Below are 20,620 nucleotides of genomic sequence, written 5' to 3'. Positions count from 1 at the left end.
AGTCCTCGGAAGCGAGGAGTTTCGCTATGAGGCAGGGAATTAATTCCCTGCCAGACTGCGGGAGGAGCCAGACTTTTGCAAAAAGCCCGATCGCTCCTAGTTCGCTTCTACTACAATTAAAAAGCAAACTCTCTTTACTAAAACCGATGGAAACCATCAATCTTCAATAAGAAGTCCGCAACTTAATCGATCGACTGCCTGAAAATTTTACTTGGTCTGACCTAATATCGGCAATTTATCTCAGACAAAGAATGCAATCTAAACAAAGTAAAATCAAAGATATCAAACCAGGAATATAACAAAAAACTGTCTATAAAATTGAATAATACTCACCTAAATACAGCAGATTTGGCAGCGACAAAGGACTAATTACAATTTCTGATGATTTTGACGAACCGTTGGAATTCTTGCCATCACCGTTGGTCGAACGCTTGAAAAAGCTAAAGAATTGACTAAAGTCTTTGCTGAAATAGATGAAATTATTGCGAAAATTGAAAAATAACTTCAGACTGATGAACCTCATAGCTTTAAATCATGACTTTTATGAATACAGCTTCTGAATAATATGAATTGACATAACAGCGACTTAGTTATTTAATTATAATTATTTTGCTCGGATCGAAGCATTCAAAAACAGCAAGTAAAAGTATAATACGCCTAAGTCCAAATTCAGATGCGTATTCTATTAATCGTCAGTGGTGAATCATGAAAAGAATGAAACGAATTATTAGCAGTGTTTTGGTTTTGGGTGTGTGTATGACTCCTCTGACTCTGCCGGTGATGGTGCAACCGAGTTGGGCGCAAAGTCAAAATGCAGAGGTTGAAAAATTAAAGCAACTCATAGAGCAAGCAAAGCAACAGCAACCGCGACAGGCAATAGAAACATGGCAGCAGGTTTTAGCCATTGCACGACAATTTAAAAATAGACAACATGAAGCTCTAGCACTCAATAATATTGGTGCAATCTACGACAGTATAGGACAAGTGCAAGAAGCATTGAAATACTACAAACAAGCTTTATCAATTTGGTGGGAAGTGGGCGATCTCAACTCGGAAGCTATTACTTTGAATAATATTGGTGAACTTTACAAAAGCATTGGACAACTGCAAGAAGCATTGAAATACTTGAAGCAAGCTTTCGCAATTTTGTGGGCAGTAAACTATCGGGCGATTGAAGCTCGTACTTTGACTAATATTGGTACAGTGTACAAAACGATCTCGCAACCGCAATCAGCGTTGAAATATTTTAACCAAGCTTTACCAATCTGGCGGCAAGTGGGCGATCGCAACGGCGAAGCTGTTACTTTGAGTAATATTGGTGGAACCTACCACAGTATTGGACAACCGCAAGAAGCATTGAAATACTATAACCAAGCTTTACCAATCTGGCGGAAAATGGGCGATCGCGCGGGGGAAGCTACTACTTTGAATAATATGGGTTTAGTGTACCACAGTATTGGACAGCCGCAATCAGCATTAAAATACTATAACCAAATTTTACCAATTAGGCAGTCAGTGGGCGATCGCAAGGGGGAAGCTACTACTTTGACTAATATTGGTGGAGTATACAGCACCATTGGAGAACCGCAATCAGCATTAAAATACTATAACCGATCTTTACCTATTTGGCAGGAGGTGGGCGATCGCAATGGGGAAGCTCGTACTTTGAATAATATAGGTGGAGTGTACCTCAGCATTGGACAACCAGAAGAAGCATTAAAATACTATAACCAAGCTTTACCAATTTTGCAGGCTGTGGGCGATCGGATGATAGAAGCTCGTACTTTGAATAATATAGGTGGAGTGTACGCCAACATTGGACAACCGCAATCAGCATTGAAATACTATAACCAAGCTTTACCAATTCTGCAGGAAGTGGGCGATCGGATGATAGAAGCTACTACATTGAATAATATAGGTGGAGTGTACCTCAGCATTGGACAACCGCAATCAGCATTGAAATACTATAACCAAGCTTTACCAATTAAACGGGAAGTGAACGATCGTGCGGGGGAAGCTACTACATTGAATAATATTGGTGCAGTATACGCCAACATTGGACAACCACAGGAAGCGTTAAAATACTATAACCAAGCCGTACCAATTCTGCTGCAAGTTGGCGATCGCAATGGGGAATCTACTACATTGAATAATATAGGTAGAGTGTACCTCAGAATTGGACAACCGCAATCAGCATTGAAATACTATAACCAAGCTTTACCAATTAAACGGGAAGTGGACGATCGTGCGGGGGAAGCTACTACATTGAATAATATTGGTGGAGTGTACCACAGTATTGGACAACCAGAAGAAGCATTAAAATACTATAACCAAGCTTTACTAATTAAACGGGAAGTGGGCGATCGAATGATGGAAGCTACTATTTTGAGTAATATTGGTGCAGTTTATCAAGATACGATGCAACCAACTCAAGCGATCGAAAATTTTCAGCAATCTGTCCAAATTACCTTAAAAATACGAAAGGGTTTACAGCGAGAAAACCGCCAAAAGTTTTTAGAAGGTGAAAGAGGAAGCGCCGTTGCACTTGTTGACATCCTCATCGATCAAAACCAACCCGATCGCGCTTTTCAATGGATCAACATCGCCACCACAGCCGATCTCGCCGACTACACCCGCTTAATTGACGCCAAAGTTGCCAACCCCGAAGCACAAAAAGCCATTGACGAGTGGAATCAAAAAAATCAACAACTCCAAACGCTTCGCCGCCAACTCGAAGACAATTTCTCCGAAAATCTCTCCCGACAAATGCGAGAATTAGAAACAGAAGTCAACCGCCAAGCAGAACAAATTTCCCGCAGTTTCCCAGAAGTCGCCGAACTATTTGAAACCACACCCAAAGACATCGCCCAACTGAAAGCAAATATCGCGCCAGATACCGCTGTCATTCAACCCGTCTTGCTGACAAATATCTCAGGTGTCCCCAATACCGTCGCCCTATTTGTCTTGACAAAAGACAGTTTAAGTGTTAAAAAAGTTCCGATCGCTCCCGAAGAATTCGACAATCTCCTCACTCAATACCGCAAAGAAGTGCAAGATATTGGCGAAACAAACTTCACCGTAACAGGCAGCAAACTTTACGAAATCCTGATTCGTCCGATCGAAGACCAAATTAAAGCTATTTCCCCCAAACAATTGAGCATCATCGCCACGGAAAAACTACGCTACATCCCCTTTGAAACCCTGTATGACAAACAAACAAATGAATTCCTCATCCAGAAATATCCCGTCAACTATCTCACCCGCATTTCCACCAGAACAATTCCCGATTCAACTTCAAAAGGTGGAGTCTTAGCATTAGGAAATCCCGTCCCTCGTCCACCCCAAAATTTACCCGGTTCCGAAGCAGAAGTCAGAAATATCGCTCAATTATTGTCAGGAAGTTCAGCTTATATCGGCAATGACGCCACCCTCGATCGATTCAAAACTCAAGCGCCCCGCTTTCCTTTTTTGCACCTCGCAACTCACGGCTGTTTCCAACCGGGAGGCTGTAAAAATTTGGGCATGGAGGAAAATACATTGCTGTTTGCTGACAGTCAATTCAATATTCGCGATGCCGCCTTATTAGGATTGCAAAACACCATACTCATCACTTTAAGTGCTTGTGAAACTGCCATACAAGCGAATTCCAACGGTGAAGAAATATCGGGAATGGCCTATATATTTGAGCGGGCGGGCGCGCAAGCTGTGATGGCTAGTTTGTGGAGTGTTGATGATTCTGCTACTAAAGATTTGATGGTTCAATTTTATCAAAATATCAATAAAGGGATGAGTAAAAATGAAGCTTTGCGGCAAGCTAAGTTGAGTCAGATCCAGCGGCATCCGTTTTATTGGTCGCCGTTTATTTTAATTGGGGATGCGCGGTAGTTATAGAAGTTGACAGTTGACAGTTGATAGTAGCTGTAGGGTGTGTCGCTATTAAAAATCCCAAATGAAAGATGGACAATTTCATAGCGGCGCACCTGATAATATTCGTTGAATTGCACGCGATCGCATTCTGTCGTTGGGTGGGGCGGGTTTATGTAGATTGTTGGTTGGAATTATAAATTGTTGGTGAACCCGCCCCTACAAGCCCCCACAAAGCCAAGCCGCCGCCCCTTCCCCTAGCCGCAATTATCCCATCTTCTACCAGAAAATATGCAAAAAATGCCTGCTTCCCCACACTCAAACTAAAAAATTCCGCCTCCCGCGCTTCTCCACCGCGAATAAATCCTTGATACACAGTTTTACCCAACAATTTCACGGTAATTCTGGTAAAATCAAAAGCTAAAATATTTTTATTAACCAAAAACTTAGTCGGCCCGGAAAGAGTTAGTGCGATCGCCCCAACTTGCACCGAATTCTCCACCCTGCCGGTTTCGCTAGGCGCTTCCCCTTCAGCCACAGCTTGGGCCGAATAAGCAATTTGAATTTTCGCAATCCACTCAGGGATGTAACGTCCGGCACCCAACACAATCCCCGCTTTTTGTCGAGTCTTTTTCGTGCCGGTGATAAAGCAGAGTTGCCAGTTGCCGATTAATTGCTCGAAAGAATAGCGAATTTTATTTTTTTTCGCGTTTTTCTCAGCTTCTAGGAGGGCGGCGACTACGGCGTCGGGAGATGGTTTAGAATTAGATTTAGCGGCTTGTTCTAGAATTGATATGTTTTCCATTTAATATACAAACCAGTTTTATTGTTGGTAACAGAGATAATATTAGCTGAAGTAGCGGAGAAAAACATGGTTGCGATCGCCCCCACAGACACAGAAATCATCGTCATCGGCAGCGGAATCGGCGGCTTGACTTGCGCTGCAATGCTTGCCCGCTATGGCTTTGATGTTGTCGTTTGCGAAAGCCATTCGATCGCGGGCGGCGCCGCACACGGTTTTGAACGCGACGGATTTAGCTTCGACTCCGGGCCCTCCCTGTACTCAGGATTATCCTACAGCCCGTCTGCCAATCCGCTGCGGCAAGTTTTGGATGCGATCGGCGAAAAACTCCCCTGCATCACCTACGATACCTGGGGTTGCTGTTTGCCAGAAGGCGATTTCGACACATCCGTAGGCGCGAGTCAATTTGGCGAAGTGCTCGCACAACTGCGCGGCGCCGAAGCAGTCGCCGAATGGCGGCAACTCCAGCGCATCATGGAACCCTACGCCAAAGCTGCCATAGCCTTGCCCCCCCTGGCTTTGCGCTTCGATTTAGGCGCTGTTTTTACCCTCGGCAAATTTGCGCCGGCTTTCCTGCAAAGTGCTGGCGACGCGATCGCACTTGCAGGCCCTTTCAGCAAAATTATGGACAAAAATGTCAAAGATCCCTTTGTCAGAAATTGGCTGAATTTGTTGTGTTTCCTGCTGTCTGGACTTCCCGCCGACGGAACGATCGCAGCCGAAGTCGCTTTCATGTTCGCCGACTGGTATCGCCCCAATGCAGTTTTGGACTATCCGATCGGCGGTAGTGCAGCTTTGGTAAATGCCCTGGTACGCGGTTTAGAGCGCCACGGAGGGCAGTTGCTGCTAAATTCCCACGTTGCAGAAGTTTTGGTGGAAAACAACCGGGCTGCGGGCGTGCGGCTGCGATCGGGCAAAATAATTCGATCGCACAAAGCCGTCGTCTCCAACGCTTCCGTTTGGGATACCCTGAAACTGTTGCCTGAAACCTCTGTCCCGCAAAGGTTTCGGCAACAGAGGCAGGCGACGCCAGAGTGCGACAGCTTCATGCACCTGCATCTGGGAATTGATGCTGCCGGAGTGCGATCGGACTTGGCTTGTCACTACATCTTCGTCAAAGACTGGGAAATGGGCGTTGCGGCTCCTCAGAACGTCGTTCTCGTCTCGATTCCCTCCCTCCTCGACCCCCACCTCGCGCCTCCGGGAAAGCACGTCATTCACGCATATACCCCCGGAAACGAGCCTTACGATTTGTGGCAAAAGCTCGATAGAACCAGCGAAGAGTACAAGCTGCAAAAACAAGCGCGCGCCGAGGTAATGTGGGAAGCCTTAGAGAGAATTATCCCCAATATTCGATCGCGCTGCGAAGTCACCTTAGTTGGCACACCCCTAACCCACGAACGGTTTTTGCGCCGCCATCGCGGTTCCTACGGACCCGGAATTCGGGCGGGTAGTGGCTTGTTTCCCGGGCCGAGAACGCCTTTACCGGGGTTGTTTTGCTGCGGAGATTCGACGTTTCCGGGAATTGGTTTGCCGGCTGTTGCTGCTAGCGGTGCGATCGCCGCCAATACGATCGCACCTTTGGACAAACATTTAGAATTGATTCGGGAAGTTATTAATTAGTTGTTAAGCTGCTACGCATCTAAATTGAATACAGAGACGGGCAGGATGCCCGTCCCACAGGAATTGTAGAAAAATTTACTGTCAAATTAGATGCACAACAGTTTATTAAACATCTCCCATAATTATTGTGGAACAGGCACTGTGCCTGTTCAAAACCTGCTTTTTAGGAGATGTCTATTAGTTATTAGTTATATCGTTTCCGGTTGCATCGGAATGATTTAACCACAGAGGGCGCAGAGAACGCAGAGGGAGAGAATATAGAGATGAATAATTCCGATGCTACGGGATTTGATATTATTTGTTAACGTAATTATTGAAGGGCTTTCATAGCGAAGGATGCGAACCCAAGAGTAAACAATAATTTGATTTAGTTAGTAAAATGTGACCGATATCTGTCAGCATAGAAATAGATAGTTCGATCGCAAAGAGGCCACCGTGCAACCCGTAGACTTTACAACTTTAACCGCAGCTTGCAGCGAACTGCGAGCCCAATGGCTGCCAGCGCGCTTAGAACAAGTCTACCAGCGCGATCGATTTACCGTGTCCCTAGCCCTCCGCACCATGAAAGGGCGCGGCTGGATTGACCTTTCCTGGCATCCTGTGGCCGCCCGCATCTGCGTCGGCGACCCCCCGCCCCGCATTCCCGATACCTTCACCTTCAGCGAACAACTGCGGCACCAACTCAGCGGTTTAGCCTTAGTTTCCATCGCCCCTGTTTCCTCCTGGGAAAGAGTCATCGACTTGCAATTCGCCAAACGCCCCGGCGAACCAGCCCTCTGGCACCTGTACGCCGAAATCATGGGCAAATACAGCAACGTCATCCTCACCGCCCAAGATAACCTCGTTGTCACCTGCGCCCACCAAGTCAGCGCCAAACAGTCCACCGTCCGTCCCATCCAAACCGGGCAACCCTACGAAATGCCCCCGTCTTTGACCGATGCAGTGCCGAGTCTGAGTGAATCTCAAAACCGCTGGCAATCGCGAATTAGCCTGGTTCCCGGTCAATTAAAGGGCAATCTGTTGAAGAATTACCGAGGGATGAGTAAAGCCTTAGTTTTGTCAATGATTCGATCGGCTTCTTTAGACCCCGAACAATCCACCGACAGCCTCAATCCCGACGACTGGCAGCAACTATTCCAACGCTGGCTATACTGGCTGCAATGCCTAGAAAACTCCAAATTTCACCCAAGTTTTACCCCCGAAGGCTACACCGTCATCGATTGGCCGACACCAGAAAATCACAATGTAGGGGCGGTGCCCCCGTGCCCGCCCTCTGATTCTTCTTCGGTTCAAGAATTACTTAACAGCTACTACACAGGCGAAATCAATCAAGAAGTATTCGCGCAACTGCGGCATCAGCTTACCCAAAAACTCAACAACGTCCTAGCCAAACTGCGCCTAAAAGCCAACACATTTAAAGAACGTTTACAGCAATCAGCAGACGCCGACACCCACAAATCCCAAGCCGATTTGCTGATGGCCAATTTGCAGCATTGGGAACCGGGAATGAAATCGATTTCTCTCCCCGACTTTGAAACCGAGAAACCAGTGATCATTTCCTTAAACCCGGAAAAAAACGCCGTTCAAAACGCTCAAGCCCTCTACAAAAAACACCAAAAACTTAAAAGAGCTCGCATTGCAGTAGAACCTTTGTTAGCCGCCGTACAGGAAGAAATCGACTATTTAGAACAAGTTGAAGCCGCACTTTCGGTATTGGAAACCTACCGCAACACCCAAGATTTGCAAACCCTCGCCGAAATCCGCGAAGAACTGATCCAGCAAAAATATCTAGACGTACCAGATTACCGCAGTACCGACAAAAATGCTGCGATCGAATTTCACCGCTACCAAACCCCCAGCGGCTTTGAATTATTAATCGGGCGCAACAACCGCCAAAACGACCAACTCACTTTTCGCACCGCCAACGACTACGACTTATGGTTCCACACCCTAGAGATTCCCGGAAGCCACGCTTTGCTGCGTCTCAAACCCGGTACAGTTGCTGAAGAAACCGATTTGCAATTTGCCGCCGACATGACTGCTTACTACAGTCGCGCGCGCCACAGCGAACAAGTCCCCGTAGTTTATACAGAACCGAAATATGTATACAAGCCGAAAGGTGCTAAACCGGGTATGGTTGTATACAAGCAGGAGCGAATTGTCTGGGGTAGACCGCAGCAAGCCCCGGCTTGATTTATACAAAGTGTGTGAAGGGTCGATCGGCAATCGAAACCTCGTTTTTAGGCAAAATAAACGGTTTGGAACCGATAAACCTACGCAGGAACCGGGTTGTTGAACCTAGGCTTAATTATACAAAGTGACCCCAAGGGCGATCGTCCCCTAATATCAAATCCGGTAGCATCGGAATTATTCATCTCTGTATTCTCTCCCTCTGCGTTCTCTGCGCCCTCTGCGGTTAAATCATTCCGATGCAACCGGAAACGATATCAGAATTTATATTCGCCTGTAATGTAAAGTTTTATTACAGAAAATTAAATTTTGTTGTTATAATACCCCTTAAGAGAGATGATGTTTCTGTTAGAACCCTTTGCAAAGAAACGTGCAACTTGGGTTTCCTCACTGTGAGAACAACACTGTGGGAACACAACGGATTTAACTATTTGTGCAGACCAGCTTTTGCTAAAGCTGGTCGTTTCTGTTTAAACCCTAAACCCCAACTCAGACAATTTTAGATTTGCGATTTTAGATTTTAGATTAAAACCGCCAATCTAAAATCTAAAATCTAAAATCTAAAATCGATGTGGGCTGCTCCTAGAAAGTAAACGTCGTTCTGACAACCCCAATCACCAAATCAGAATTATTCTTATTGTGGTCAGGAGCAGTCAGCCAAATCAGACCAGGAGTGATAGAAATATTATCGCTCAACTTAAACTGATAGAAACCTTCAAGGTGCAGCGAAGTATCCTTATCTTCCGGCAAAGTCCGATTAGTAGAACTCGTCACCCGCGGCTCCATACCTACAACAATCCCCGCCACATTTCCTTCTTTCAACAAATCAGGAAAAGCCAAAGTAACTGCCCAGTTCCAAATTTTTTGATCGCCCCGCTGCACAGAACCCGTAGGAGTACCCAAGTTGGATAAAATGCGCTGATTAGTGTAACCAGCCCAACCGCCAATTGCAAATCTCCGGTTCAACTGCCACGAAGCTTGCGCGCCGTAGGAATTGCTAGAAACTGGCACATTGCTATCGCTGTCGAACCCGAAGGAACCGAGACGCTGCGGAAAATTAGAAGCATTGCTGCCGGTATTGGTAATTAAGTTGTAGGAATTAACGTAAGTTAAACCTAAAGCCATGCTGTCGCTCGGTTTGAAAGTCAACTGAGCCAAACCGCCGTAAGAACCGTTGAACAAACCGTTACCCCGCGTCGGGTTCGCGGGGTCGCCGGTCAAATACCCCAAACTAACCTCTAATTTTTCCCCAAACTGATGCCGCAGAGCGATGCCAGAACCACCAAGCAAATAGTAAATTGGGTTGCGAGTACCGAAGTTAGAAAGAGCGCCGTAGCTGCCGTCTCCGTCAAAGTAAGGGTTGACAGTGTTAACAAAATCATCAGCAGCGCCGGCATTAGCTTCGAGAATTACAGTCGTGCTTTTGCCTAGAGGGAATTGGTAAAGCAGCGCATCTAAAGCTACTATATTGTTAGCCTCGCCAAAAGGCCCGACATTAAACCGCAATTCCCCTTCAGCAGTTTTCGTATTTTCCGTAGAAAACGCACCCAAATTTAAAACTTGTAATCGAGTTCTCAGCAAATCTTCTCCTGAGAAACTCGTGTCGAAATTGATACGAACCCTGCTACCAAAAGCCGTGGTTCGATCGGCTTCGCGACCCTCGGCATCATCTCCCCTGGCGATACCGGCCAAACCAAATATCACTTCGCCGTTGAGTTTAGTCGTAGTTGAAAACTGATTTGCTTCTAATTCAGAGGCGCGCGCTTCCAAAGCATCGACGCGGCCGCGTAAAGTTGCCAATTCCGCCGCAAATTCTTCTTGCAACCTTTGCACAGAAGCCAAATCTTCTCGCGTCGCCAGACTTCTGGAACCGCCTTGAATCAGCTCGCTAACTTTATCCAAACACGCATTTAAACCTGCTGCAAACTCGTAGCGAGTCATCGCCCGGTTGCCGCGAAAAGTGCCGTCAGGATAGCCAGCTATACAGCCGTAGCGCTCTACTAGGGATTGCAAAGCTTGGAATGCCCAATCGGTTGGCCGAACGTCGGAAAGTTGCGAAACAGAGGTTACTTGGCCGGCCGCATCTTGGCTGCTACTGTCTTCGGCGCTGTATTGGTTGATTTGTTCTAAAACATTTGACTGTGCTTGAGGTTGGGCACTTGGCTCAGTCGATTGGGAAATCTGCTCTTGGGCGCTTAAATTAGCCGGTGTAGTGGCGGATTGCGTTTCGCTTAAGTTTGCGGGCGCGACTGCGGGGATTTGCTCCGCGACAGGTTGTTCAAAACTTAAGTTTGCGGGCGCGACTGCGGGTTTGGTTTCGCCTAAATCTGCTGCAACTTCCGGTGTTTTTGCTTGTTCGACAACTGGGGCGATCAAATCGTTAGTGAAGCCCTCGTAGAGGTTCGCACTTTCTTTCTCAATAGTTTCAACAGTCGATTTGCTCGCTAGCGACGCTGGTTCGGCTGTCTCAGGCTTTGCCGTCTCAGACTTTGCCGCCTCGGTTGCAGCACCTGCTAATGGCAATTGATGAGCTTGATCTGTGGTGGCAATTTCTACAGGTTTCTCTGCTGCTAGCGCCGTCGAAGATACGACTAAACTTGCTGCCAATACAGCGGGACTAATTAAAAGTCCCTTCCACAAAAATTTGGACATTTTTCCTCACACCACATTACGGCCGATCGCCCGTTCCGAAGATTTAGGCGCCAGCAAATCACCTTCAATATTCTGCCTAATAGTATTTCTTGTCAACAATCGGGGAAATCACTGCCGGAGAGTCCTGTTTTGCTGTGGCTGATTTCACAAAAACCCCGTTTATTCCCAAAATCCTTGGTTTGACTCACCGAAGAGCACCATTCTCAAGAACAGGCATCTTGCCTGTTCCACAAAGAGTGAATTTTCTTGTGGAACAGGCCGAAAAGCCTGTTCCTAAACAAGTAATTGAGAATGGTGCAACATCTCAGTTGGAAGATACGTACATAGAAACCTGGTTGATGGCGGGATATTGCGTAAGTGATCCCTCAGTAAGACTAATATTGACAGCACTGGCGCTAACAAATCATTTGATCGGCTACAAATACAAGTGAAACAACTCAAATACGCCCTAGTTCACGAATGGTTGACGCCCTTAGCTACTGGCGGTTCAGAACTCGTAGTACAGGAAATCCTCAAACACGTAGACGAGGCAGATATCTATGCCCTCATCGACTTTGAATCAGCCAATCCCGAAAGCTATCTTTTCGGGCGACAGATTGGCACAACTTTTTTGCAGCAGTTTCCCAATGCCCGCAGCGGCGTCCAAAAATATTTGCCGTTTCTGCCGATCGCGATCGAACAACTAGATCTGCGAGAATACGACATCATCCTCTCATCCTCCCACGCCGTCGCCAAAGGCATCCTCAGCAGTCCCCAGCAAATGCACGTCTGCTACTGCCACACGCCCATGCGCTACGCTTGGGACTTAACTTTTGACTATTTGCGTAGCAGCAAAGCCGGACGGGGTATCCAGGGGCTGCTGACGCGATATTTGTTGCATCGACTGCGGCAGTGGGACGTAATTTCCGCCAATCGCGTTGATTATTTCATCGCTAACTCTCAACACACTGCGCGCCGAATTTGGCGATGCTATCGGCGGCGGGCCCAGGTGATTTATCCCCCGGTAAATATCGAGCGATTTTCCTTGATGCGGCAAAAACAAGACTTTTACGTCACCGTTTGTCGGTTGGTAAGTTACAAAAACGTAAGTGCGATCGTCCAAGCATTCAATCAACTCGGGCATACTCTCATTGTCATCGGCACCGGGCCAGAATTAGAAATGATTCGGCAAATCGCCAAACCCAACGTGCAAGTGCTCGGCTGGCAGCCCGCCTCCATCGTTGAAAAGTACATGGCAGAGGCGAAAGCCTTTGTCTATGCAGCTTGCGAAGATTTTGGCATAGCTTTGGTAGAGGCTCAAGCTTGCGGAACACCGGTAATTTCCTATGCTGCAGGGGGCGCTTTGGAGACAGTGCTCGACATTCGCCAACACCCAGAGACAGGGACTGGTTTATTTTTTTCCTCCCAAACCGCAGCATCATTAGTCGAAGCTGTCGAGGAATTTGAGCAGTTGCAAGGCAAATTTGAGCCAGAAATCAGCAGGTTGCGCGCTGAACATTTTGCCCCCGATGTCTTTGGGCAGCGCTATCTAGCTTTTGTGGAAGGCTGCTATCAGGAATTTCAATCCCGTGATTTTACCGAGTCTGGGGCTTGAGAGTGCCAGAACCCCATAGCGGGACAATCTTCCTTCTGCCTTTGTATAAGTGCCTTCAGAAGACCTCTGCATCAGTGCCTTGTGCCTTCTTCCTTCTGCCTTTTGAAGCCATCTTCCTTCTTCCTTCTGCCTTTTGAAGCCTTCTGAAGGCAGAAAATTGAGTATTGGCAACATAATTGAGAGAACAAAGCGTCTTGAGGCTTTATGATCAGGACTGTGTGTGGTGTGAAGTGAAGGAGTAAGATGACTGCCGACAGCCAACTAATCTCCGGCAAGGTAATTCGAGCGATCGCAAGACGCGGTTTTGGGTCTGTCCTGCAAGGAGATAGACGCATAAGTCGTTCTCTACAGAGCCTCGACGGAGAACTTTTCAAGCGGTTATTTGACATCCTGTTTTCCTTATCGGTTCTGATCCTGTTTGCTCCGGTTTACCTGCTTTTGGCTTTCTTAATCGCCTTAAGCTCGCCCGGTCCTATTTTTTACGTACAGGAACGAGTAGGCAAAAACCGTAAAAGGTTTTATTGCCTTAAATTCAGAACGATGGTGGAAAATGCGGACGATATATTGCTGGAAATCATGGAAAATTCTCCGCATTTGCGTCAAGAGTTTGAGGACAATTTCAAGCTGAAACAAGACCCTCGAATTACCTGGATTGGAAGATTTTTACGAATGACCAGTTTAGACGAGTTTCCCCAGTTTTGGAATGTTTTAAAAGGAGATATGAGCGTCGTCGGGCCCAGACCTTTAGTTGAAGAAGAACTGCCGAGATACGGCAATCACATCAACAAAATTCTCACCATAAGACCTGGAATTACAGGCTTGTGGCAAGTGTCCGGTCGCAACGACATTCCCTATCCCCGCCGAGTCCAAATCGACCTCTATTACGCAAATGACAAAAACCTTTGGATGGATATGTGGATTGTTTTCAAAACAATTGGAGTTGTGATTTTTCCCAAAAATAACGGCGCATATTAATTTTTGTCCGCAGTCAGCAATCGGTAGTTAGTTTTATTTGTTACTGACCACTGATGCTGACTACTGACAATCAGCGACAAACTCTTTGTCAAAACTAAACAGTTCCTAGATGCCGATCGCAGAATTGTGAGCTTAACTAAAGGGGCAAATACTTAAATAAACCTACCTCTTATTCATCTAGAAATATCAGTTATTCTAGATAGACTACTTTAGGTTTAGGTGTTAAACTTAACTCTATAACCTTTGGCTTAAGGGGGATAGCCTACTTATCTTGGGATAGCCGACTACCCAACAGCGTAGGAAGTAAACTTCAACTGGCTTTAGGTAACTAAAGTTAAGTTTGAGTAAGTTTTATAAAGCAGTTTGACAATACGGTCGGCAGGGAGCAACAGCCTCTGCCAAAAAATTTATTGTAAATTAACACAGCCTGTCAAAGGAAAATCAGATGACGCAACGTAAGCGAGCGCTAATAACAGGTATTACAGGTCAAGACGGCTCCTACTTGAGCGAATTACTGTTAGAGAAAGGATATGAAGTTCACGGCATTATCCGGCGCAGTTCTAGTTTCAATACCGATCGAATTGACCACATCTATGTCGATCCCCACAGCGAGGGTGCGCGCCTGTTTCTACACTACGGCGACTTGACGGACGGCACCACTCTCCGCCGGATATTGGAAGAAGTTCAGCCGGTAGAAATTTATAACTTAGGCGCTCAATCTCACGTTCGAGTCAGTTTTGACTCGCCGGAATATACGGTTGACACAGTAGGGATGGGAGTATTGCGGCTGCTAGAAGCAATTCGGGACTATCAGCACCGCACCGGCATAGAAGTGCGGTTCTATCAAGCAGGTTCTTCGGAAATGTTTGGTTTGGTGCAGGAAGTTCCGCAAAAAGAAACAACTCCTTTTTATCCCAGAAGTCCTTACGCCTGCGCCAAAGTTTACGGTCACTGGCAAACAATAAATTATCGCGAATCTTACGGACTTTTTGCCTGCAACGGCATTTTGTTCAATCACGAATCTCCCCGCCGTGGCGAAACTTTTGTAACTCGCAAAATTACTCGCGCCGTGGCCAGAATAGTCGCCGGCAAGCAGAAAAAGATTTACTTGGGCAATCTCGATTCTAAGCGAGATTGGGGCTATGCTAAAGACTACGTGCGGGCGATGTGGCTGATGCTACAACAAGACAAGCCTGACGATTATGTCATTGCTACCAACGAGACCCATTCCATTAAAGAATTTCTCGATTTGGCTTTTACTTACGTCAATTTAGATTGGCAAAAATATGTGGAGTTTGACGAACGCTACTTGCGGCCGGCAGAAGTCGAACTGTTGATTGGCGATTCGACTAAGGCGCGCCAGCAATTAAATTGGGAACCTTCTGTAACTTTTCAGGAGTTAGTGCATTTAATGGTAGATGCTGACATGAAAGCTTTAGAGGAGCAAGGTCGAGGTTCGGGCAACGGATTTGATTAAGCTGCTACATCAAGCCTTCAGTGCGAACAATTTGTCGGGGTAGAACCCCCGTGTCTACCCCTTTGGCTAAAGGCGCGCACCGGAGGATTGCCCCTGCACAAAGTTCACAACTGATGAGAAGATTGTTAAAGCTATTAGCCCGCGATCGGCATTCAAAGAACCAGCTTAATTGCTCGCCAAATTTTAGGCTGTGCGGGCTAAAAAAAACATTAAAATGATAGTTGAGGAGTCGCGACCCGTATATCTAACTTTCGGGTGTGCACGGCGCAAATTGTCCCTATCGGGTGCAGCTAAAATAAATTTGTGGGCAACCTCATCCTGTAGCTGAAAGCTTTTTTTGCTAAAGCAACAATTTTAGAATTGAAATTGTCGATCGACCTTTATTCAAAATCCCGAGGCTAAAATTATGACAAGCTTGGATTTAAGCAGCAAACGCATTCTAGTCACGGGCGGCGCCGGTTTCTTGGGCCGTCAGGTAATCGACCAGCTAGTAAAAGCAGGGGCCGATGCTGATAAAATTTCTGTAACTCGATCGCGCGACTGCGACCTCCGCGTCATGGAAAACTGCAAGCGCGCCGCCGACCAACAAGATATCATCATTCACCTCGCCGCCCACGTCGGCGGCATCGGCTTAAACCTAGTCAAACCCGCTGAATTATTTTACGACAATTTGATGATGGGCGCGCAACTAATCCACGCCGCCTACGAAGCCGGAGTCGAAAAATTTGTCTGCGTCGGCACGATTTGCGCTTATCCCAACTTGACCCCAGTTCCTTTCAAAGAAGATGACCTCTGGAACGGCTATCCAGAGGTAACTAACGCACCTTACGGAATTGCCAAAAAAGCCTTATTAGTGCAACTGCAATCCTACCGCCAGCAATACGGATTCAACGGTATCTACTTGCTACCAGTAAATTTGTATGGCCCAGAAGATAACTTTGACCCAAAAAGTTCCCACGTCATCCCCGCATTAATTCGCAAAGTCTACGAAGCGCAAGAAAGGGGAGACAAAACACTGCCAGTTTGGGGCGACGGCAGCCCTAGCCGCGAGTTTTTGTATTCCACAGATGCCGCGCGGGGAATTGTGATGGCAACGCAAGATTACAGTGAATCTGACCCGGTTAATTTGGGAACGAATAGCGAAGTTAAAATTCGCGATTTAGTGGAAACTATTTGCGAATTGATGGGATTTGAGGGAGAAATTGTTTGGGAAACAGACAAGCCGAACGGTCAGCCGCGTCGCTGTTTGGATACCCAAAGGGCTAAGGAAAAGTTTGGTTTTGTTGCGGAGGTGAAGTTTAAGGAAGGGTTGAAAAATACCATTGAGTGGTATCGAAAACACGCAGTTTGAGTGTGAAAAACCCGGTTTCTTGAAGAAACCGGGTTTTTTTAGGAATAATATTATTTCCGGTCGATTACCCCTAATACGGTAGGGGCGGGTTCACGAAAAATATCTGCCAATAATTGACAATCTCAAAAACCCGCCCTTTTAATCGCTCGATCGTACATGATATAATATTAAATGCGGGTGAGAAACCTCATTTATAAGAGTCGGAGGTTGCCACCTATCCTACAGGAACCCGTCCCCCTTCTGGCACTAATAAATTATACAAATTCCGATGAAAATTCACTGACAATAGTCGGCAGCATTGCCGTGTCCCTACTGCTGTGTCCTGTATTTCATCCGAGTGAAAACTGCTATAATACAAATACCTCAACTGAAATCATCGAAAACTGAATTTTGGGAAAGCCAATGATTGCCGATCGCACCCACAATTATATCTCACCGGAAGAGTATCTGAAGTTAGAAGAACTCAGTCCGCTCAAACACGAGTATATTCAGGGCGAAGTCTATGCAATGGCAGGTGCAAATGACGCTCATGTAACTGTTACTGTCAACTTAGTTACCTTGTTGAGAAATCATGTTCGGGGTAGTGGCTGTCGTGTTTATATGTCCGACATGAAAGCCAGGATTGAATCGAAGAATATTTACTACTATCCTGACGTGATGGTAACGTGCGATGAACGGGACAAATCATCTCAATCTTTTAAAAGATATCCTTGTTTAATTGTCGAGGTTTTGTCAAATGGTACTGAAGGATTCGATCGGGGCGATAAGTTTGCTGACTATCAAGAATTAGAAACGCTGCAAGAGTATGTGTTAATTAGCCAAAAACGTGAGCGGGTAGAGTGTTTTCGCCGTAATGCTGAAGGGTTGTGGGTTTTGTATTCCTATACTCAAGGCAGCGAAATTCACTTGGCTAGCGTAAATTTTCGCACAGGTATTGATGCTATCTATGAGGATGTAATTTTTACTAAGGAAGATTCAGAAGCAGAATTTGATGAACTGCGATATAGGGGATAAATGGAAAGTGCGATCGTACCTCGGTTCAGGAAGGGCGATCGCTTTTGATATATTTAAAATGCCAGCAAGAAAGCCCCGATTATTTGTAAGATATGGATGACATACTCAATAGACACTCCGAGTGGGCCCGCCAACGATCCGATCGCCGCCGCTATTTCAGGAACACCGGCACCTGAACTGATTAAAGCTATCAACTGGCTAAGAATTTCAATCACCGCCGGTACGTTAGCAACCAAGCCAAACAGAGCGGCAACATAAACAGCTCCCACCTGGAGAGCTTCGAGTAGTGCTGTTAGCTGCGCGATCGCGTCTGGGCCTTGAGTGTGAATATAATCTAAAATTTGTGTGATTGCTGCTACCAGTGCATCCATCTTTCTTTCCTTTTAGGGTCAAATACTTACGATAAATCAATACTGTTAGTCAACTAGCTGAAAAAGCAGTTCAAAAAATAGTCTGATTATTTCAAACCAGCTCAAATCATTTCTCATCTTGGTTCCTACATTATTCAGCTTTTCAATATGTTAGATAAAATCAAGATTTTAAATAACCAGCCACTCAAAAGTAACATGACTGAAACTGCAAAAGCAGCAGCATTTTCTGGAATTCCAGAAATCTTGTGGCAGCCAGTGTAAATCATTAAAATTGTGTAGGTTATAGCCACAACCATAACTATAACAATAATTTCCACATTCGTTATTCCTAAAAGACTACTGATTAATAGCAATAATGACGCAGGAACTAAAGCGACACCAGCAATGAATATATCCCCTTGAAAGCTACCATATCCCCGAAATAGTTTGCGCGTCAAAAAACTAGCCCCTGCTATACTCAAAAAATTAGCAGCGCTGGCAAGTATCAAATTAAATAATGAGCTATTGCTCGAAAATTGTGTTAAAAATTTTTGGCACGCGAATACAAAGCAAACTACATATGCTATTCCAAAAGCAATTCCAACTCCTAAAGCACGTTCCTTGCCTAACCCTTCAAAAAAAACTGGAAGACCGCCAACAGGATTAATTAGAAAGATTTTTAATCCTTGAATAGCGTCATTAAGAGTGGATTTAACTTTGCTGGCGACTTCACTAGCCACTTCATTTGGATTTTCTTTTTCGTTCATAATTAATTATTGATGGAAGTATTTCTTTGTTATATTTTGTTGCAAAAAAGCAATAAAATATATTTTTGACTCTTACAGCTATATTATGGAAAGCCAGTTAATTTATTAACTTTTACCAGTAATCTTTCTCACAATTTTTCTATGCTTATCAATGACATCAGCAACCTCTTTGACTGTCTCCTTTTGTTCTTGCGACAGGGGACATTTTAGCTTAGGTTCTCTTTTTGGTTGGTCAGCCATGAGCTTAATACTCTAATGTTGTGCTATAGTTCATTAGCGGAAAAATATCGCTTATCTTTGGATAATATCATTATATTTATAGTGATGTCCAGTCATACAACGTCAGAAAATGTAAGTTGTTTTACCTGACGCTCACTGTCAAAAAAAGTCAAATGTTGCCATCCATGTCATAAAATGTCATAAAATAGCAGGTATAATAAGCCAAACCCCTAAACTTAAGTCACCGATGGACGTTAAAGAAGTCTTGAGATTTGCCGATGACCTGGTTTTCGCTAAGACGGGAGAACATTTGGAGGATCTGCAAGAAGCTATCCTGGGTGGTGTATGGGAAGGTCAAAAATACTCTCAAATCGCAGAAGTATCGCATTGTAGCGAAGGTCACATCAGGAATGTAGCTTCAAAATTATGGAAGCGTTTATCAAATGTCTTAGGTGAAGAAGTTACTCCCTCGAATTTACGATCGACACTTGAGAGACGACAATTATTCATCATTTCATCAAATTCGGGAAACGATTTTTTTATTGGTAATGTCAATGTCTGTAAGGATAGTCAATTTTCAGAATATCCACAAAAGCGATCGCCCTCAACCCCGACCTCAGACACATCCCAACCCCAAACCAGACTAGACTTAGCAGACGCACCTCATATTTCATTATTGTGCGATCGCACATCCGAACTCGCCACCCTCGAAAAATCCATCGTCCAAGAAAAGTGCAACCTCGCAGCAATATCAGGACTCAGTGGCATTGGCAAAAGCGCACTTTCCCTCCACCTCATCCAAAAAATTCAGCATAACTTTGAATACGTCATCTGGCGAAGTCTCCGCCACTCCCCACCCTTAGAAACAACCCTAAAAAATCTCCTAGAATTTCTTTTAAATAAACCCGAAATCGAACTCCCTAGCAGCATCCCCGATCGACTTTCCCTGTTAATGGAATTTCTGCGAAAAAACCGCAGTCTCATTATCCTCGACGACGTGCAAACGATTCTCAGCAGCGGACAATTAGCAGGAAATTACCGCCCCGAATGCGAAAATTACAGCATCCTCTTCAGACAAATCGGAGAAACCACCCACAACAGTTGCTTAATCCTCAACAGTTGGGAACCACCCAGAGAAATTACCGCCTTAAAAGGTGAAAATTCACCAGTTCGCACCTTGCAACTCAAAGGTATAGGTACAGCAGCAGCCGAAATTTTCCGACAAAAAAGTTTACTCAATCCCGAAACATGGGAAAACTTAATTAACACCTACCGAGGCAATCCATTGTGGTTAAAAATAATCGCCACCACTATTCAAGAAATATTCCGAGGTAGGGTTGCAGAATTTTTAAAATATGATATGCTATTCTTAGGGGAAGAATTGGCAGCAACATTGCACCCGCAGATAAATCGTTTGTCAGAATTAGAAAAAAAACTAATCTGCCGCCTCAGCCGCGAAGCAAATTCAGTTTCAATAGAGCAATTGCTACAAGATGCCGATTTATCGCCCTCCGAGTTATTCAACGGGCTGCAATCTTTGGGGAGGCGATCGCTCGTTGAAATAGAAGAACAGGAGAATGAAACGCTATTCAGCGTTTGTCCTGTGGTGAGACAATATGTGCTCTCAAATCCAGTTGGTTGATACTTTCCGACAGTCCGACAGTCCGGCAGTCCGGGAGTCCGACAGCCCGACAGTCCGACAGCCCGACAGTCCGGCAGGGGTTGAAACCCCTGCCTCAAAG

The 20,620-nt window shown here is 45.5% G+C and carries 14 protein-coding genes; 10 read left to right on the top strand and 4 right to left on the bottom strand.

What is annotated here, in order from left to right:
• The first annotated feature begins 714 nt into the window (after positions 1-714).
• Complete coding sequence (locus QUB51_RS14240; protein WP_333262201.1) at positions 715-3,885, top strand: tetratricopeptide repeat protein; 3,171 nt, start codon at positions 715-717, stop codon at positions 3,883-3,885.
• Positions 3,886-4,036: 151 nt separating this feature from the next.
• On the opposite strand, the gene QUB51_RS14235 is transcribed toward QUB51_RS14240, so the two are convergent.
• Positions 4,037-4,669 carry a hypothetical protein gene (locus QUB51_RS14235; protein WP_333054661.1) on the bottom strand — a complete coding sequence of 211 codons (633 nt, stop codon included), beginning with the start codon at positions 4,667-4,669 and terminating at the stop codon, positions 4,037-4,039.
• 66 nt (positions 4,670-4,735) lie between these two features.
• Here QUB51_RS14235 and QUB51_RS14230 point away from each other — a divergent pair, with 66 nt between their 5' ends.
• A complete protein-coding gene (locus QUB51_RS14230; protein WP_333262222.1) occupies positions 4,736-6,289 on the top strand; it encodes an NAD(P)/FAD-dependent oxidoreductase in 1,554 nt (517 codons plus the stop codon).
• Between the two features lie 435 nt (positions 6,290-6,724).
• The gene (locus QUB51_RS14225) at positions 6,725-8,482 is read left to right on the top strand and encodes an NFACT RNA binding domain-containing protein (protein WP_333054662.1); all 1,758 of its coding nucleotides are present in this window, start codon (positions 6,725-6,727) and stop codon (positions 8,480-8,482) included.
• Positions 8,483-9,061: 579 nt separating this feature from the next.
• Here the strand turns inward: QUB51_RS14225 and QUB51_RS14220 are convergent.
• A complete protein-coding gene (locus QUB51_RS14220; protein ID WP_333232437.1) occupies positions 9,062-11,131 on the bottom strand; it encodes an iron uptake porin in 2,070 nt (689 codons plus the stop codon).
• A 134-nt stretch (positions 11,132-11,265) separates the two neighbouring features.
• Here QUB51_RS14220 and QUB51_RS14215 point away from each other — a divergent pair, with 134 nt between their 5' ends.
• The 6 genes from QUB51_RS14215 to QUB51_RS14190 all read left to right on the top strand — a co-directional run bounded on the left by QUB51_RS14215 (position 11,266) and on the right by QUB51_RS14190 (position 17,542).
• Positions 11,266-11,562: a hypothetical protein gene (locus QUB51_RS14215; RefSeq protein WP_333262198.1), complete on the top strand. Its 297-nt coding sequence runs from the start codon at positions 11,266-11,268 to the stop codon at positions 11,560-11,562.
• Positions 11,559-12,725, top strand: coding sequence for a glycosyltransferase (locus QUB51_RS14210; RefSeq protein WP_333054665.1), 1,167 nt, complete (start codon positions 11,559-11,561; stop codon positions 12,723-12,725). The genes QUB51_RS14215 and QUB51_RS14210 overlap by 4 nt, the downstream gene beginning before the upstream one ends.
• 243 nt (positions 12,726-12,968) lie before the next feature.
• Positions 12,969-13,700, top strand: a complete 732-nt coding sequence (locus tag QUB51_RS14205) for a sugar transferase (protein WP_333054666.1) — start codon at positions 12,969-12,971, stop codon at positions 13,698-13,700.
• Between the two features lie 445 nt (positions 13,701-14,145).
• Positions 14,146-15,177: a GDP-mannose 4,6-dehydratase gene (gene gmd, locus QUB51_RS14200; RefSeq protein WP_333054667.1), complete on the top strand. Its 1,032-nt coding sequence runs from the start codon at positions 14,146-14,148 to the stop codon at positions 15,175-15,177.
• Between the two features lie 406 nt (positions 15,178-15,583).
• Entirely contained in the window at positions 15,584-16,528 is a 945-nt protein-coding gene (locus QUB51_RS14195) for a GDP-L-fucose synthase (RefSeq protein ID WP_333262195.1), read from the top strand.
• 402 nt (positions 16,529-16,930) lie between these two features.
• Entirely contained in the window at positions 16,931-17,542 is a 612-nt protein-coding gene (locus QUB51_RS14190) for a Uma2 family endonuclease (RefSeq protein ID WP_333054690.1), read from the top strand.
• 53 nt (positions 17,543-17,595) lie between these two features.
• On the opposite strand, the gene QUB51_RS14185 is transcribed toward QUB51_RS14190, so the two are convergent.
• Positions 17,596-17,913, bottom strand: a complete 318-nt coding sequence (locus QUB51_RS14185; RefSeq protein WP_333054669.1) for a hypothetical protein — start codon at positions 17,911-17,913, stop codon at positions 17,596-17,598.
• A gap of 134 nt (positions 17,914-18,047) precedes the next feature.
• Positions 18,048-18,659, bottom strand: a complete 612-nt coding sequence (locus QUB51_RS14180) for a hypothetical protein (protein WP_333054670.1) — start codon at positions 18,657-18,659, stop codon at positions 18,048-18,050.
• Between the two features lie 466 nt (positions 18,660-19,125).
• Here QUB51_RS14180 and QUB51_RS14175 point away from each other — a divergent pair, with 466 nt between their 5' ends.
• Complete coding sequence (locus tag QUB51_RS14175; RefSeq protein ID WP_333262190.1) at positions 19,126-20,520, top strand: NB-ARC domain-containing protein; 1,395 nt, start codon at positions 19,126-19,128, stop codon at positions 20,518-20,520.
• Positions 20,521-20,620: the final 100 nt, after the last annotated feature.

Source organism: Microcoleus sp. AT8-A3 (assembly GCF_036705675.1).
GTDB lineage: Bacteria > Cyanobacteriota > Cyanobacteriia > Cyanobacteriales > Microcoleaceae > Microcoleus.
Note: the sequence above shows the minus strand (reverse complement) of the source record. Positions and strands in the feature narration are given on the sequence as shown.

What these genes read in the sequence shown, in the direction of transcription:
- QUB51_RS14240 (WP_333262201.1), top strand. Translation starts at nt 715, where the DNA reads ATGAAACGAATTATTAGCAGTGTTTTGGTTTTGGGTGTGTGTATGACT.
- QUB51_RS14235 (WP_333054661.1), bottom strand. Translation starts at nt 4,669, where the DNA reads ATGGAAAACATATCAATTCTAGAACAAGCCGCTAAATCTAATTCTAAA.
- QUB51_RS14230 (WP_333262222.1), top strand. Translation starts at nt 4,736, where the DNA reads ATGGTTGCGATCGCCCCCACAGACACAGAAATCATCGTCATCGGCAGC.
- QUB51_RS14220 (WP_333232437.1), bottom strand. Translation starts at nt 11,131, where the DNA reads ATGTCCAAATTTTTGTGGAAGGGACTTTTAATTAGTCCCGCTGTATTG.
- QUB51_RS14205 (WP_333054666.1), top strand. Translation starts at nt 12,969, where the DNA reads ATGACTGCCGACAGCCAACTAATCTCCGGCAAGGTAATTCGAGCGATC.
- gmd (WP_333054667.1), top strand. Translation starts at nt 14,146, where the DNA reads ATGACGCAACGTAAGCGAGCGCTAATAACAGGTATTACAGGTCAAGAC.
- QUB51_RS14195 (WP_333262195.1), top strand. Translation starts at nt 15,584, where the DNA reads ATGACAAGCTTGGATTTAAGCAGCAAACGCATTCTAGTCACGGGCGGC.
- QUB51_RS14190 (WP_333054690.1), top strand. Translation starts at nt 16,931, where the DNA reads ATGATTGCCGATCGCACCCACAATTATATCTCACCGGAAGAGTATCTG.
- QUB51_RS14185 (WP_333054669.1), bottom strand. Translation starts at nt 17,913, where the DNA reads ATGGATGCACTGGTAGCAGCAATCACACAAATTTTAGATTATATTCAC.
- QUB51_RS14180 (WP_333054670.1), bottom strand. Translation starts at nt 18,659, where the DNA reads ATGAACGAAAAAGAAAATCCAAATGAAGTGGCTAGTGAAGTCGCCAGC.
- QUB51_RS14175 (WP_333262190.1), top strand. Translation starts at nt 19,126, where the DNA reads ATGGACGTTAAAGAAGTCTTGAGATTTGCCGATGACCTGGTTTTCGCT.